Source organism: Algoriphagus marinus, from assembly GCF_001936475.1.
Lineage (GTDB): Bacteria > Bacteroidota > Bacteroidia > Cytophagales > Cyclobacteriaceae > Algoriphagus > Algoriphagus marinus.
Genome location: NZ_MSPQ01000005.1, coordinates 258,460 through 274,026 on the forward strand (window position 1 = coordinate 258,460; position 15,567 = coordinate 274,026).

General features: G+C 39.1%; 14 protein-coding genes and 1 tRNA gene. 8 read left to right on the forward strand and 7 right to left on the reverse strand.

Annotated features, from left to right (window positions below; translation table 11 throughout):
• The first annotated feature begins 9 nt into the window (after window positions 1-9).
• From BVC88_RS09795 to BVC88_RS09820, 6 genes are all read left to right on the forward strand, one after another.
• Window positions 10-2,070 (forward strand): DEAD/DEAH box helicase family protein, encoded by a 2,061-nt coding sequence (locus BVC88_RS09795; RefSeq protein ID WP_075350496.1) that lies wholly within the window; start codon window positions 10-12, stop codon window positions 2,068-2,070.
• A 271-nt stretch (window positions 2,071-2,341) separates the two neighbouring features.
• A complete protein-coding gene (locus tag BVC88_RS21750) occupies window positions 2,342-2,638 on the forward strand; it encodes a BRO-N domain-containing protein (protein ID WP_394332877.1) in 297 nt (98 codons plus the stop codon).
• A 163-nt stretch (window positions 2,639-2,801) separates the two neighbouring features.
• Complete coding sequence (locus tag BVC88_RS09805; protein ID WP_075350498.1) at window positions 2,802-3,158, forward strand: hypothetical protein; 357 nt, start codon at window positions 2,802-2,804, stop codon at window positions 3,156-3,158.
• Between the two features lie 168 nt (window positions 3,159-3,326).
• Window positions 3,327-4,220 carry an AAA family ATPase gene (locus BVC88_RS09810; RefSeq protein ID WP_075350499.1) on the forward strand — a complete coding sequence of 298 codons (894 nt, stop codon included), beginning with the start codon at window positions 3,327-3,329 and terminating at the stop codon, window positions 4,218-4,220.
• Window positions 4,201-5,187, forward strand: a complete 987-nt coding sequence (locus BVC88_RS09815) for a DUF3871 family protein (RefSeq protein WP_075350500.1) — start codon at window positions 4,201-4,203, stop codon at window positions 5,185-5,187. The genes BVC88_RS09810 and BVC88_RS09815 overlap by 20 nt, the downstream gene beginning before the upstream one ends.
• A gap of 46 nt (window positions 5,188-5,233) precedes the next feature.
• The gene (locus BVC88_RS09820; RefSeq protein WP_075350501.1) at window positions 5,234-5,683 is read left to right on the forward strand and encodes a JAB domain-containing protein; all 450 of its coding nucleotides are present in this window, start codon (window positions 5,234-5,236) and stop codon (window positions 5,681-5,683) included.
• A gap of 134 nt (window positions 5,684-5,817) precedes the next feature.
• Here the strand turns inward: BVC88_RS09820 and BVC88_RS09825 are convergent.
• Window positions 5,818-5,891: transfer RNA gene (locus BVC88_RS09825), tRNA-Arg, on the reverse strand.
• Window positions 5,892-6,069: 178 nt separating this feature from the next.
• Between BVC88_RS09825 and BVC88_RS09830 the strand changes: the two genes are divergently transcribed.
• Window positions 6,070-6,816, forward strand: a complete 747-nt coding sequence (locus BVC88_RS09830; protein ID WP_075350502.1) for a porin family protein — start codon at window positions 6,070-6,072, stop codon at window positions 6,814-6,816.
• Window positions 6,817-6,862: 46 nt separating this feature from the next.
• On the opposite strand, the gene BVC88_RS09835 is transcribed toward BVC88_RS09830, so the two are convergent.
• Both BVC88_RS09835 and rpoN read right to left on the reverse strand, forming a co-directional pair.
• Window positions 6,863-7,483 (reverse strand): phosphatase PAP2 family protein, encoded by a 621-nt coding sequence (locus BVC88_RS09835; protein WP_075350503.1) that lies wholly within the window; start codon window positions 7,481-7,483, stop codon window positions 6,863-6,865.
• A complete protein-coding gene (rpoN, locus tag BVC88_RS09840) occupies window positions 7,483-8,937 on the reverse strand; it encodes an RNA polymerase factor sigma-54 (RefSeq protein ID WP_075350504.1) in 1,455 nt (484 codons plus the stop codon). The genes BVC88_RS09835 and rpoN overlap by 1 nt, the downstream gene beginning before the upstream one ends.
• A 174-nt stretch (window positions 8,938-9,111) precedes the next feature.
• On the opposite strand from rpoN, the gene asnS reads away from it, so the two are divergent.
• On the forward strand, window positions 9,112-10,563 hold the full coding sequence (asnS, locus tag BVC88_RS09845; RefSeq protein ID WP_075350505.1) for an asparagine--tRNA ligase: 1,452 nt from the start codon (window positions 9,112-9,114) through the stop codon (window positions 10,561-10,563).
• Window positions 10,564-10,595: 32 nt separating this feature from the next.
• Here the strand turns inward: asnS and BVC88_RS09850 are convergent, their stop codons facing one another.
• The 4 genes from BVC88_RS09850 to BVC88_RS09865 all read right to left on the reverse strand — a co-directional run bounded on the left by BVC88_RS09850 (window position 10,596) and on the right by BVC88_RS09865 (window position 15,547).
• Window positions 10,596-11,438, reverse strand: coding sequence for a DUF3667 domain-containing protein (locus BVC88_RS09850; protein WP_075350506.1), 843 nt, complete (start codon window positions 11,436-11,438; stop codon window positions 10,596-10,598).
• 72 nt (window positions 11,439-11,510) lie between these two features.
• On the reverse strand, window positions 11,511-12,698 hold the full coding sequence (locus BVC88_RS09855; protein ID WP_075350507.1) for an MFS transporter: 1,188 nt from the start codon (window positions 12,696-12,698) through the stop codon (window positions 11,511-11,513).
• 63 nt (window positions 12,699-12,761) lie between these two features.
• Window positions 12,762-14,231, reverse strand: coding sequence for a bifunctional ADP-dependent NAD(P)H-hydrate dehydratase/NAD(P)H-hydrate epimerase (locus tag BVC88_RS09860; RefSeq protein ID WP_075350508.1), 1,470 nt, complete (start codon window positions 14,229-14,231; stop codon window positions 12,762-12,764).
• Window positions 14,231-15,547 carry an MFS transporter gene (locus BVC88_RS09865; protein WP_075350509.1) on the reverse strand — a complete coding sequence of 439 codons (1,317 nt, stop codon included), beginning with the start codon at window positions 15,545-15,547 and terminating at the stop codon, window positions 14,231-14,233. Before BVC88_RS09865 ends, BVC88_RS09860 begins: the two co-directional genes overlap by 1 nt.
• Window positions 15,548-15,567 lie beyond the last annotated feature (20 nt).

The window sequence follows — 15,567 nt, forward strand, 5'->3', positions numbered from 1 at the left end:
TGATTTTGTATGAAATTAAGCTCAGAAGGAACCCCAAGAATATTTGATATAAAGGAAGAGGACTTAAAAGTGTCCGAGATTGGCAACACCCTAACACTGAAAAATAAAAATCCCAAAACGGGTAAGAACACAAAACTCTCAGAGGCTTTGAATTTCCTTCCATCGGGAATCATTTATAAGGCTGAAACTGGTATGGGAGCAACAACGCTAGAACTTAACAGCTTAAGAAACTCAATCATAGTGGAGCCTACAAGGAGTACAGCGTTTCAAAAAGCAAATAACCCAAACAATCCATTCCCAGCGTTGTATGTTGGATCGGATATCAAAACCAGAAAAGGGATTAAGCCGTCAATGATCAAAAGCTACCTCAGGAGTAAAAATCCCTTCAAAAAGTTTCTAGTAGTAGCCGAAAGCTTGACCAAATTTATCAAACAAATTCCAACCAAAGAGCTGGGAACATACCACTTTACCATCGATGAATCAGATTCTTTTCAGCTCGATTCAACCTTTCGGGATGGCATGGAAAAATGCTTGGACATCTACAAACAGTTCGAACCAGAAAGAAGGTCGATGGTTACTGCAACACCACTAGAGTTTACTGACCCTGAGCTTTTAAATGAACCGAAAATCACTATACGGTATGGGCACGGCAAAAAGAGGGATGTTCAACTTTTTGAATGCGACAATGGGTTTGGAGTTCTAGTAGAGTCAATATTGAACAAGTTTTCTGGTGACCCTTCGAACTTCGAAAAAGTAGTCATAGCCTTGAACAGTTTATCGTTGATAAACTCTGTGATTGAAGCTATTACCGACGACAAGCTTAGTGGAGGGATTGACATCGCACAGATAAATGTTTTGTGCAGCAGTTCGAGTGAGGACAAAGTCATAAAATACCATCAACTAAAAGGTGAGCATCTACCTGGCTTAGTGACGTTTATTACGTCTGCTTTTTTCACGGGGCTTGATCTTCAGGATAAATTTCACCTTTTCACATATGTTTCATCAAAAGAGTCTGTCCTTCGGCTTTCTGAGAAGAAAATCAAACAAGTGGCTGGAAGAGGAAGAAACGGACTCTTGTCCGAAACTATCATCTACGAAAGAAAAGATATTCCGAAAGGCCCTTTCTTTTCTTTTCATGACTTGAAGGAAGCAGCGGAATCACAACTCCAAAGCCTGAACTGCATTGAGAAAACATACAGTAAAAGTCCTATCATGAAAGCACGAATCGAAAGTACCTTTAAAGCCATGCTGACAAATGGTGCTGTTGACTCTTCCCGGCTGGTTCGAAAGAATTTAAAAGGTGATTATTCGGTGTCCTTTTTAAATATCGACGCCTTACTTGAGTACTCACGAGTTGCAAAAACTGTTTATCATCCCAAAAACGGGCTTGCCGAAGCGCTTCGAACTAGTGGATGTGTAGTGAATATTTCTCAAAAACATTCGGCTTTACCGCCCAGAGAAACTGACTCGCATATAGCGAAATTGGCTTCTACCGAAAAGAAAAAACTGATAACGCTGCTCTACAATATCGCGAAAAGGAAAATGAGCTTTGAGGAAGCTTATGAGGAACAAGCCACAACAAAGGTTGTGGTATTAGGGCTGAGTATCTTTGAAAAGTTCAGGAAATACATCGATGAAGATGTATTGATTGAGGCCATTTCAAAAACCCTTAGCAAAGAGAGATCTGGCACATCAGTTAGAAACCTGAAAAGGTTAGAAACCAAATTGGATTTCGCCATCCAAGATCCGACAACTGGTTTCCTAAAAGAGCTTTTTCAGCAAATTCCGCTTGCACCCGAAAAAGGTGTTTGGTACTCCAACGATGACCTGATAGTTAAGTACCTAAATGCTGCTGCTATTTCTGGAAAACCAATACCGTCAGGAACTCAGCAAGACATGCAAAAAATGATCCTTGAGGACATCAAGGCCATATTTGAAACAAGATCAGGTAACAATAATGAGCGGGATGGTTATTATCTGAAAGGAAGAAAGATCGTGGAAGGTCTTCCGGCTGGTTTAAAAAAGTACTTTTTCCCCGGTTTTGCAGCGGAAGATTACATCCCTGATTAACGTGAGTTCTTGACGATTATATATAGCGCCAGAAATACATAACGGTCTTTTTGGTAGGTTGCTCTTTTCAGTTTTCTCAGGACATGTTAAAAATTAACTCTGCGACTCCGCGTTTGAAGGTGATCACCGGTGAGACTTATTTCGTCTCTTTCCTTTCGGTGCAAATTTGAACTTGCTCAAAAAGTAAATAGCTAAACTCGGTTACGTCCGGGTAAAGAATAATGCCTTAAAACACGGCAAAGAATGGTTTGTCGCCAAAGATGTGGCTGAAGTGTTGGGGTATAAGAACACCAGAGATGCCATCAGCAAGCATTGTAAAAATCAAAATACCGTCGCGATTCACGACGGAACCTCCGGTAATCCCAATTTGACCATTATAAATCAAGCTGACGTAATCCGTCTGGCCACCAAACCCAAACTGCCTGCCGTAGAGAAGTTCGAGAAATGGGTGTTTGAAGATGTGCTTCTGACTATCCTGAAAACCGGATCGCATCATGCAAACCCCTCTCAAGTGAGGGCCAACATTCTGGCTGATCGAAGGTGTTTAATCCTGTTTGAAGCATGGTGATTTAACATTGAAAAAAGGACCACGCTTCTGACAATTACGCCAGTAGAAACCCTTGACGTTCAGCAAGAAAAAAAGACACAACTAACTGATTTTCTATATTTTACACTAGTTTTTTCGACCGATTTTTTGTATATTATTTATGTAAGGATCAAAGTAAAAACCTATGAATAACCTGTTTGTCATCACCTTGATCGATCACTTCCAATGTAACCCGATAGAACTATCAGGTGGATTTTTCAGCCGAAGCCAAGCAGCAGATTACCTGGACCAATTAGTCAACCATTTAGCCGATCAGGACTATGAGATTCGGAGACGGCCCAGCTGGATCGAAGTTTCCAATCTTGTAACGATTCAGATTAAACCAACAAATCAGATCCATTGGCAAAGAAGTGACAATCCAGAAGATCTGCGCGAGATTTTCGAATCCGACATCGAAAAGGTGATTAACTACATCAGCGAAAGTGAAGAACGTCTGATTCAGTTCCATGAGGAACTTGTGGAGATAGAAGGCTCCTTTTGAAAAAACTCGGCAATTCATTTCACGTGAGCGAGATCACGGGACCCCCAGCGGAAAGAGCCCCGGCTTGGCAAAAGTTGGGACTCTCCCCCGGGGGTCTTCTTTTACCCTTTTGCTACCCAGAATTCCTACCCCTCACTAAATCCAGTGTTAAACTTAAACTATTTAAACATGGAAAATTTACGCGTTTCAAAACGTTCCCAAGCACGAATCAGAGTATGTCTGCAGGGTCCGTCGGGGTCAGGAAAAACTTACTCCTCCCTCTTGCTCGCCTTCGGGCTTACTGGCAACTGGTCCAAGATTGCCGTCATTGACACCGAAAACCAGAGCGCTGACTTGTACGCCAGCCTTGGTCAGTACAATGTGATTGCAGTTGGATCACCTCAAACCCCTGAGAAATATGTGGAGGCGATCCAAATTTGTGAGAAAGCTGGAATGGAGGCGATCATCATCGACAGCATCTCACACGAGTGGGAAACTCTTCTCGATATTCACGCCAACTTACCTGGTAACAGTTTTAATAACTGGGCAAAGATCACACCGCGGCACAATGCCTTGTTGAACAAGATCCTTTCTTCTCCAGCTCATGTGATTGCAACCGTGAGAAGCAAACAGGACTATGTATTGACTGACAAGAATGGTAAGATGGTGCCTGAAAAAGTTGGTCTGAAGGGCGTGCAGCGGGATGGCTTAGAGTATGACTTTACTTTGGTTTTTGACGTGAATATCAAGCATCAGGCAATTGCTTCCAAAGATCGGACTGGTCTCTTTGTTGATCATCCAGAGTTTACCATAAACGAAAACACTGGTAAGCAAATCAAGGATTGGTGCGAAGAGAACAGCCCTTCTGAGAACAGTAATACTCCCAAATCCCTGCTGGACGATTTCGAAAAGGAGCTTCAGTTTATTGATGCAATACAGAACTGCAAGAACATGGATGAGTTGATAAAACTTTTTAACAACAACCCCGATCTACAACAGCCTTACAAGGAGGAATTTGTTACAAAGAAAAACGACTTATTGAACCATCAAACCTTCAGACAAAATGGAACTTCTACCCGTTGATCAGCTAAAAATCCAACCGAGAATTGAGCCCGTTACTCCTCTGAGAACGGGTTCTTCGTTTATTGAGGCAAACACAGAAGTCGTGACTTTTGAAGAAATGCGAGATCGTCATGTGATTCCCGTGTTCTTGAAGGACAACGAGCCTACGATTTCTCACTGTGAATTCATCGAAACGGTTGCTCAAGCCACACAGGATGCATTTGGACTGGCCACGTTTCCGAGAGCAGACATCCGGGTATCCCATCCTGTAAAAGGCAGAGTTTACGAAGCCCGTCACAAGAAAGCTCAAGAATTGCTCCCAAATGAGAAAACGATCTACTTCGAGCGGATGGCTTTCATGATCTCTCTGCCTCAAATCAGGGACAGCATTTCTGGGAACCTCCTTGAGCTTACGATCGGTGGTGTGAAAGCATTCCACCTGGACAATCTCAACTCCTGCAAGGGTGGCCTAGAGCACTTCAAGGTTTTTATCGGATTCAAAAACCGAGTTTGTACCAATCTGTGTGTATCGACCAACGGTGTGAAAAAGGATTTGAAAGTGCGATCGCTTGAAGAGCTTTACAGAAGTGTATTCGATCTGATCTCAGGTTTTGATTCTGTAACGTTTCTGAGAAACTTGTCTAATCTGTCAAAGTACGAATTGGAGGAACATCAATTCGCCCAGATTATCGGTAGATGCAGGCTGTATCAGTTTCTGCCAGCAGTTCTCAGAAAAGAAATACCAGAGCTGCTTATTAATGACACCCAAGTCTCGAGAATTGCAGAACACTTCTACTTAGACCCGAACTTCGCACCTTCTCAGAACGGTAGTATCGATTTGTGGAGATTCTACAACTTGTTCACGGGAGCAAATAAGCAATCGTACATCGACAAGTTTGTCGAAAGAGGGGTCAACGGGTTCGAGTTCACACAGAAGATCAGGCAAAGCCTGGAAGGCTCTTACCCGGAATTTTGGTATCTAACTTAAACTCAAGCCCACCGTCCAAAGCGGTGGGTTTTTTATTAAACACATCATGAAAAACTTTCTTTACGAACTAAAGCTAAGCTATACAAGAACAGGAGATTACAAAAAGTATGACCCTCTCAGATCTAGCAAGGATGTTTTCCAAGTTCTGTCACAAATCTTCGATACTGACTTGATGGAAGCCAGAGAGGAGTTTGTTATACTTTACCTAAACCGAGCCAATGTGGTTATCGGTTACTATAAAGCCTTTCAGGGAGGCGTTTCGTCCGTGGTTGCAGACACCAAACTGATTCTTTCCATGGGCTTGAAGTCCTTGGCTTCAGGAATCATCTTGGCACACAACCACCCTTCTGGAAGAATTCAACCTTCAGATCAGGACATTCGATTTACTCAAAAAGTAAAAGAAGCATGTAAACACGTGGACATTGAGTTGCTTGATCATCTCATTGTTACGGCGGACAATGGATTTTACAGTTTCGCAGATAATGGTCGAGTTTAAAAACAGAAAAAAAAAGGGAGAAGCTTTAAGCTCCTCCCTTACTGTTGACGCGATCTTTGTCTCCCTTGATTTTGGAGGGAGACAAGAAATGGAGACAAAACGTACTGAAATGTGCCTCTATTTCGCGTAACTTGTGACCTCGTCAAGATTCAAACTTGAAACCTCCTGAGCCGTAATCAGGTGCTCTATTCAGTTGAGCTACGAAGCCATATTGGAATGCAAAGGTACTTGGAAATACTTTTTTTCCAAATATCATATTACAATAAAAACCAGAAAAACTTAAAGATAATTCAGCGGCCTTTAGAATAATTAAGATCAAAAGAGGGGTAAATCATTAGGGATTTCCTATTTTTGCCCGCATTCAATGCCGAAAAAGTAACTATTTGATGAAAAAAATATTCTCCTTCTTGCTTGCCTTTACCCTTTTTCAAGGAGCTTTTGCGCAAGAGACCGAAAAAAAACCGAAAAACCCGATTGGTGGTCGCCCTAATATCCCAAGTGACTTGAAATTTGAATTTGGTTTTTCCCAGTTGAATAATCGACCAGCTGAAATGGGTGTGAATTTCTTTGCTTCACGTACTTTCAATGCTTATTATTCTTATCCTATTGAGATTTTAGGAAAAGGATCAGGAATGACTATGGATATTGGTTTGGGTATTGGCACAGACAAATATGCTTTCAATGATGACCAAAACTTATTTATGAATGAGGATTTAGGTCCAGAATCAAGTGAATTACTCCCAATTACTGATGTATTAGGTGATAATATTCGGATCAACAAGAACGTGCTTGCAGCGAATTACTTTGATCTCCCGATTGATTTTACTTATCACTTGAACAAATCAAATTATTCCCAGGGGTTCAGATTAAGCGTAGGTGCTAAAATCGGTTATTTGTATAATTCACATACCAAAATTAGATACGAAGATTCCACAGGACTCAAGCGACAGGTGAAAGATTCTCAAAATTATGGTCTTGAAAAGTTCCGATACGGAATTAGTGTTAAAGCAGGATCTCCTGGTTTTTATGCTTGGTCATACTTTGGATTAAATGATTTATTTCAAAGTGGCAGAGGTCCTTTTGCAAATCAAGCGAGTCAGATCAATTTTGGAATTGCAATAAATGTATTCTAATTCGAAATGAATCAACTTTTAAATCGGATCTAAAGTCCGGTTTTTTTTATGCCCACAAATACGAAAAACCTAAAAAGCAAACCAAAAATCCAAAGATTAAACCAACATAAACTTCTACCGGCCTGTGCGCTGATAAATACATTCTCGAACTACCAACTACACCAGTCAGCATAATTGTTAGCAATAAAGGATAAAGGACTTTAAATGTTGGAAACTTGAACCCCAATACCAAAACCACTGCTAAAAGCCCTCCCATCCCAGTCATATGAGCAGACATTTTCCAGAAAAATGTCACTACAGTCAGAACCAAGATTGTGGAAGTAATGATTCCGAGCACCTGCCAAAGAATAGGATCAAGTTCAGTCTTATCATACAAAAAATAGAGGGTTAGCAAGTAATAAACTGAAGTGATGGAAAATGGAATGACTCGATCTTGAATAGTTTCCATATGAAGACTTTTCAATGTCCCACTTAGCCTTAAGCCGAAAATAGTAATCATTGGTATTGCAAAAGTAGAAAGTGCAATCAGGTAAAAGATTCTTGTCTTAAACTCCATAGGCAAACTGGTAGATTCAGGTACCACAAAAAAGATTAACCCAAATACCAAAGTTGGGATAACAAGCGGTTGAAAGACAACTGAAATAATTAAAGAAAGTATTCGCTGCACTACAGTTCTTTTCTTAGCCTTGCTACTGGGATCTGAAGTTGCTCTCGATATTTCGCCACAGTCCTCCTCGCAATATTATACCCCCTTTTATTTAACATTTTGACCAACTTATCGTCTGAAAGTGGCCGTTTCTTGTCTTCCTCATTCACCATAGTTTGTAAGACAGATTTTACTTCTCTATTACTGACATCCTCTCCGCTATCTGTAGCAATCCCTTCTGAGAAAAAGTATTTCAAAGGATAAACACCAAATTCTGTTTGAATAGATTTACTATTGGCTACTCTAGATACTGTAGAGATATCCATATCGATCCTTTCAGCAATATCCTTCAAGATCATAGGTCTAAGGTTTGTCTCATCACCATCTATAAAAAATTCTTTTTGATACTTTAGAATTGCCTCCATTGTTCGAAGGAGAGTGTTTTGACGTTGCTTAATCGCATCAATAAACCATTTAGCAGCGTCTAGTTTTTGCTTAACAAAAGTGACCGTTTCTTTAAGTTTTTTATCTTTTTTGTCACTCTTATCATACGCATCAAACATCTCTGAATAAGAGCGAGAAATCCGAAGCTCTGGAGCATTTTTGGAGTTGAGGCTTATCTCAAACTTTCCACCCACTTGATTCAAAATAAAATCAGGAATCACATATTGAGTTCTCACCAGTCCTTCAGCGACGCCTCCTGGTTTTGGATTTAATCTTGTTATTAAATTCACTGCCTCTTTAATTTCATCCTCCGACAGATCACATTTCTTTTGAATCTTGGAATAGTGTTTTTTTGTAAACTCATCAAAGCAATCTTGAATTATCATCAATGCATGCTGTACAGTGGGATCATCAGGGTGCTCTTTTCGTTCTAATTGAATGATTAGACATTCTTGTAAATTCCGAGCGGCTATCCCAGCTGGATCAAAGTTTTGCACTTTCCTCAGGATCTCTTCCACCTCATCAAAGTCCGTTTCAATATTTTGACTGAACGCTAAGTCATTGATAATGGCCTCCAAGTCCCTTCGGATATAGCCATCATTTTCGATACTGCCGATAAGTTGTCTCCCAATAATACGCTGACGCTCATCTAATCTTAGAAAACTAAGTTGTGACAATAGTTGCTCATGCAAAGAAGATTGGCTGGAAATCGGGATTTCACGATCCTCATCATCAGGACTGTAATTTCCATCTCCTTGCATTTTGTACCCACCATATTCATCATCTAAGTAGTCATCGATATTGACATCGCGGTCATCAGAAGAAAAATCTTCTTCGAAATTATCATCAAATTCGTCTTCAGAACTCTCAGAATCTTCGCTTTTGCCTTCTTCCAAAGCTGGATTAATCTCGAGTTCTTCTTCGATTCGAGTATCGAGCTCAGCCGTCGGCACCTGCAACAATTTGATAAATTGGATTTGCTGTGGGGAAAGCTTTTGAGAAAGTGATTGGCTAAGATTTAGCTTTTGCATTCAGAATTGGATTAAACCTGCTATTTGGGTTCAAAAAAGGCTTTTCCAAGTGAAAAAGCCAATAATTCAAAGTTAGGAAAAACGATCAATTTTTTGATAAAAAGCTGATTTAATCGTTTTTTTGCAATCCACAAAAAAACATCGGAGATTCCACATCCGTAAAAAAACCACCACATGGCATTCAACAAACGTATAAAAATCAAAAATATCCTTGAACAGGCTCCTATTGACTCAGAGGTCACTTTAATGGGGTGGGTAAGAACCAAACGAGGAAATAAAAACGTTTCATTTATCGCACTTAATGACGGCTCGACGATCACCAACTACCAGATAGTCGCAGATCCAACTGTAATTTCAGAAGAAATATTAAAAAAATGCAGTACTGGAGCCTGCCTAAAAGTTACAGGAAAAGTGGTGGCATCTCAAGGCTCAGGACAAAGCTCGGAGTTGAATGCCGAATCAATTGAGGTGCTTGGTGAAGCAGATCCAGAGAAATATCCACTGCAACCAAAAAAACATTCGCTGGAATTTCTTCGGGAAATTGCTCATCTAAGGATGCGTACGAGTACTTTTAGCGCCGTTTTTAGGATTAGGCATGCTTTGGCCTTTGCAGTCAATAAATATTTCAATGATAAAGGATTCTTCTACATCCACACGCCAATAATAACGGCTTCAGATGCTGAAGGGGCCGGAGAAACTTTTAAAGTAACAACCCTAGACTTGATGAATCCCCCTAAAAACACAGAAGGGAAAATCGACTTTAAGCAAGATTTCTTTGAAAGAGAGACAAACTTGACCGTTTCAGGGCAGTTAGAAGGTGAACTTGCCGCTATGGCACTTGCCGAGATTTATACTTTTGGTCCTACTTTCCGTGCAGAAAACTCCAATACAACAAGACACCTTGCAGAATTTTGGATGATTGAACCCGAGATGGCTTTCTACGATGCGGAGGACAATGCGGATTTAGCTGAAGATTTTTTAAAATATGTCATTAATTACGCTTTGGAAAACTGCCAGGATGATCTTCAATTCCTGGAAAATAGATTGACTGAGGAGGAAAAAAATAAGCCTGCGGATCAACGTTCGGAAATGTCTTTGATTGAGAAATTAAAGTTTGTCTCGGAGAATGACTTTGTGAGAATTACTTATACCGAGGCGATCGATATTTTGAGAAATTCCAATCCGAATAAGAAAAAGAAGTTCCAGTACCTAATCGATTCTTGGGGGGCTGATTTACAATCTGAACATGAGCGCTTCTTAGTGGAGAAGCACTTCAAAAAGCCAGTAATCTTGACTGACTATCCTAAGGATATCAAATCCTTCTACATGCGCCAAAATGAGGATGGGAAAACAGTAGCAGCCATGGATATCCTTTTCCCAGGTATAGGTGAAATCGTCGGAGGGTCTCAGCGAGAGGAAAGACTAGATGTTTTAACAAAGCGTATGGAGGAGATGAATATTCCACAAGAAGAAATGTGGTGGTATCTGGATACCAGAAGATTTGGGGCTACACCTCACGCAGGATTTGGACTAGGCTTCGAGCGAATGGTTCAATTTGTCACAGGAATGGGAAATATTCGCGATGTAATAGCGTTCCCAAGGACTCCTGGAAACGCAGAGTTTTAAGAGATGCCCGACTTAATAGTCGAGTATTTTTTTTAAGAGAGCATCCAAAAAGTCACCCAGAACAAGATGTATCTATAAACAATAAAACTAGGAACGATAAAAATCGTTACTAAAACACTCCTCCAAAGACTCCCTAAATTACTTACATCATATGCTTTCCGAATCAAAAAGAACATATAAGTTACAATCACCAATAAAAAGATTATTGTAAGGCTGAGTTCATTGATTTGCGTACTACCCGATATTCCAAATAGATTCATTACCAAAATAAAACTCGCCGGTAAAAGAACTAGAATAAACAGGATATAAAAGCCATAGAAATAAGATGAACCCGCCAGGAAATCAATCAAAAACAACTTTTGTCTTTTCCAAAAAAGGGTTTTTAGAAAAAAACCTTGAAGGACTACCAAGACTATTAATAATAGTTTTCCATTAGATGACGATATTTTTTCAAATTCAGAAGTAAAAGAGTCCAAGGACATTTCATTTTTCTGAAGATAATTCTCCACTACCGGCCGGATTGAATCACTGTATGGAAGTCTGTTCATTTGAACATCCAAAGAAGTGTTAAAAGTCGAAATCAAAGGGAAAATAAAATAGATCAGGTTGGCAAAAAAGAATAGTTGAAGTGGAGAGAGGTATTTTTTCCTGACTCCTAAGACAAAACTTCTGGTTAACTCTCCCGGATCAGTGACTAGTATTTTGATGGTTTTGAAAAACTTTCCATCTGCGACAAAAACCGAGGAAAATGCCTCCTCCAAAAAGTGGATGACCCTTTTATCTGCTAAAGCAATTCGCTTTTCACCACAATTATGGCAAAATGCTCCTTGGAAGTCACTTCCGCAGCTCATACAAGAGCCATCATCTAATTTCATGAACTTTGGCTGATTCAACAATTATGAAGTTGTCAAATTATTCTTAAAAATCAAATTTAGAGATTCAAAAGATCAACTCACAATCTTCACTCTTCTAGCAATAGGAATACAGAGCAAGCTAAAACCAATAGCGATATAACCTACAATGTTGTAATTGGTCAGTTCTCCTGCAGCGTTCTCACCAATAATAATCCCAGCGATCAACGAAGCCAGCCCAGTTGCCAATTGCTGAATTGCGGAATTAAAACTCAAGAAACTACCTCTATTTTCCGGCTTGGAAGTACCGGTAATGATAGCTGCAGCGGGTACATATCTTCCATTTGAAGTCACAAAAAACATGGTTGATACCATCAAAACAAAAGGAATTGGTGTAACTCCAAGATTAGTAATAATCGCTATCGGGATCACATTCAAAATCATGAATATGGTAAAAATTCGAAGTTTACCATACTTATCCGAAAGCTTACCCACCCAAGGAGAAGTGAAAATTGTGAAAGCCCCACCTGCCATATATATGTAGGTAAGCTGCATTTCTGAGAACCCTACATTTGCGACAGTATAGGGACTTAAGAATGGTATTATCATAAATTGCCCAAACATCATCATTACTGAAAGTGTAATCGCACGCATTTGATTTTGATTACCAGTAACTCTTCTAATCACTACCATCGGATTTGGTCTGACGATATCATTTTTTAAATGCTCATTTATATTTGGAATGTATCGTATTATCATCCCAAGGCTTAAAATAGACAATCCTGTTAAAATGTAGAAAGGCATATGCCAATCAGATAAACTTGCAAGAAACAAGCCCATAGGAACTCCCAAAACTGATGCAACTGAGAATGCCGCCATTACCAAGCCCATTGCTCTACCTCTTCGAGTGTCTGGAATCACATCACCAATGATTGCCAATATCAAGGCTGAAGTCAGCCCTCCAAATAGACCAGAAAGAATTCTTGCCAACAGCAAAATTGAGTAGCTTGGCGAAAGCGCGCACCCTAGTGTAGCTATGGCAAAACCGACATATACCCAAAGTAAAATCTTTTTTCGATCAAATCGATCTAAAAAGAAAGCTCCAAAAAAACTTGAAATCCCAGCACTAAAGGTGTAGGAGGAAACCAATAAGCCAAACTCCCTAGGAGAAATATCAAAGATTCTCATGAGTTGAGGCCCTAATGGCATCAGAATCATAAAATCTACAATATGGATGAAGTTTATGGCCGCAAGGGTCCAGAGCAAAAGCTTTTCTTCTTTCATTTGGAAAAGTAACTAGATCAGGAACCCCAACAGAATACGGATAGTTTCTATTGGTTCGGAAATTCAGGAAATATTTAAACGCAAGTATGTTTCTGGAATCTTATCGATAATATCTGAAGCGATCAATCCTCTCCGCTTGGTTTTGGAGGCAATTTCTCCAGCTAGTCCATGTTGGTACACAGCACATAAAGCGGCCTTCTCAGGTAGATATCCCATTCCAAGAAAGGCTACAATCATACCAGTCAATACATCCCCTGCCCCAGCAGTCGCCATATAATAGGTCCCGGAGGAGTTAAATATTTGTCTTCCATCGGGCAAACTGATTACCGTATTAGCACCCTTCAAAACTAAAATTACTTCATTGTTTACAGCAAAATCCTGTGCTAGTTTTATTCGCTCAAAGTGATTGGTAGAATCACCTACTAATCTTTTAAACTCACCCAAATGTGGAGTAAGAATAGAGTTTTTTGGCAAACTTTTAATTAAAGAGGGTTTTTGCGCCAATAAATTCAACGCATCTGCATCCAAAACCAGCGGATTTTTGCTTGATTTCAACACACTCTCAAATATGGGCATTCGGGTATCAGTTCCCCAACCTGGACCAATAGCAATGGCATCAAATTGATCAAACTCCGGAAGAGAACCCCAAGTACACATCGCTTCAGGTATACTTTCTTGTATTATAGATCGCTCTGACTCCTCTAAAAAACAGGTTACAAGCCCTGCCCCAGTACGCAAAGCACTTTTGCAGGCTAAATACAGTGCTCCCATTTTTCCCGGACTTCCTCCAATGACTAAACATTTTCCAAAGTCTCCTTTGTAACTGAAGCGGTTAAACTTTTTATGAAGCCCCATCAAATCATTTTCTTGAAGAAAATATTTATCTGAAGTCAACTTGGAGTTAGCTGCTTTATTAATCCCAATATCAAGAACAACTAATTTCCCACAAAATTCGGCATAGTCAGGCACTAAAAGCGCCAGTTTGGGAAATTGAAAAGTCACTGTTATTGAGGCTCTTACGGCACCAAAAGAACTTTGCTCATCAGAAAATAACCCTGATGGCATATCGATACTTATTATCTCCCCTTCGAACCGGTTTAGAAAGTCAATCTTTTCTATTGCAGATTCCCTCAAATCACCCTTTAAACCAACACCAAGAAATGCATCAATTAAAATGCCTTTGGATTGAAACAAAAAATTCTTCCAATCATATATCTCTACTTCATTTGATATTAAATCAAAATTGATTTTAGCATCAATACTCAGATCAGTAACCGATTCAAATAGTCTGATTAATTTTAATTCATATCCCTTTTTTCTTAAAAGTCGAGCAATTGCTAGCCCATCACCACCGTTATTTCCACTTCCAATTGCTACATAAAGTATCAAAGTCCGCTCGTATTTTTGTTCTAAAAACCAATCCACAAACGATTGAGCAGCACGTTCCATTAAAAGATGACTACTAATATTTGTCCTCTGCAGATATTCTGCATCAAGAATTTTAACCTGATTTCCAGAATAGATTTCTTGCATCACATTTCATTTTGGATTTCTAAACCTTTTTTAGGAATACTTACCAGCAACAAAAAGCCTAATCCCACCATAAAGAAAATACCAAGAGATACAGCACTATTTCTCATATTTCCTGTAATCTGTTCAATAAAGCCATACGAAAAAGTCCCTAACACTATTGCGATCTTTTCAGTGACATCATAAAAACTAAAATACGAAGCATGATCTGTGGTTTCTTTTGGAATCAACTTAGTAAAAGTAGACCTAGAAATAGCCTGAATTCCACCCATTACCAAACCCACCACAAAAGCTAAAGCAAAAAATTCATATACTGTGTAAACGTAATAAGCGGCACCACAGATTCCAGTCCAAATAAAAACCATGATTACTAAACTTATTTTATTCCCCAATTTTTTAGATACGTAGGCAAAAAGAAAGCTGCCAAATATTGCTACAATCTGGATAATAAGAATGGTTATTATCAATTGATCACCAGGAAGCCCAAGTTCTTTATCTCCAAAAGTAGCGGCGAGGTACATTACAGTTTGCACACCCATTGAATAAAAGAAAAAAGATGCAAGAAAACGGGACATTACTTTGATCTGCTTTATTTCGTTGAATACTTTTCTAATTTCATAATAACCTTTTACCAAAAACTCTCTTTTTATTTGTTTATTAAAAAGATTTTTAGGTAATAATTTAAAAGGAATCTGAGAAAATCCAGCCCACCAAATCCCTGTAATAAGGAAAGAAAATCTTGGCGCAAAACTTTCATCTGAAAGACCAAACCATTCCGGAAACGTAATCATCAACAAATTAAAAATCAATAAAATCACACTCCCTATATAACCAAGAGCAAAACCTTTTGCACTGAGATGGTCATATTCATTTTGATCAGATATTTCTGGTAAATAGGCATTATAAAACACAATACTTCCAGCATAGCCAATACTAGCAAGAACACTACATATAATTCCAAATTCAAGATTATTACCATCAAAAAAGAATAATCCAATACAGGCCAATGAACCCAAATACGCGAAAAACTTCATGAATTGAAGTTTTTTTCCACTAGCATCAGCTATCCCTGAAAGTATAGGTGAGATTAAAGCTATAATTAAAAAAGAAAAAGAGATAGAGTAAGAATAGAGAACAGTATTTATCATGCTAAATCCAAAGAAATCTACGATCCCGGAATCGTTAATACCTTTGGTGACACTATTATAGTAGACTGGAAAAATAGTAGAAGTTATAACTAAACTGTATACCGAATTTGCCCAATCATACATCGCCCAAGCATTTTGGACCTTTTTAGTTCTAATGGAGGCTATTTGCATTTACTTAAAATAAAAAAAGC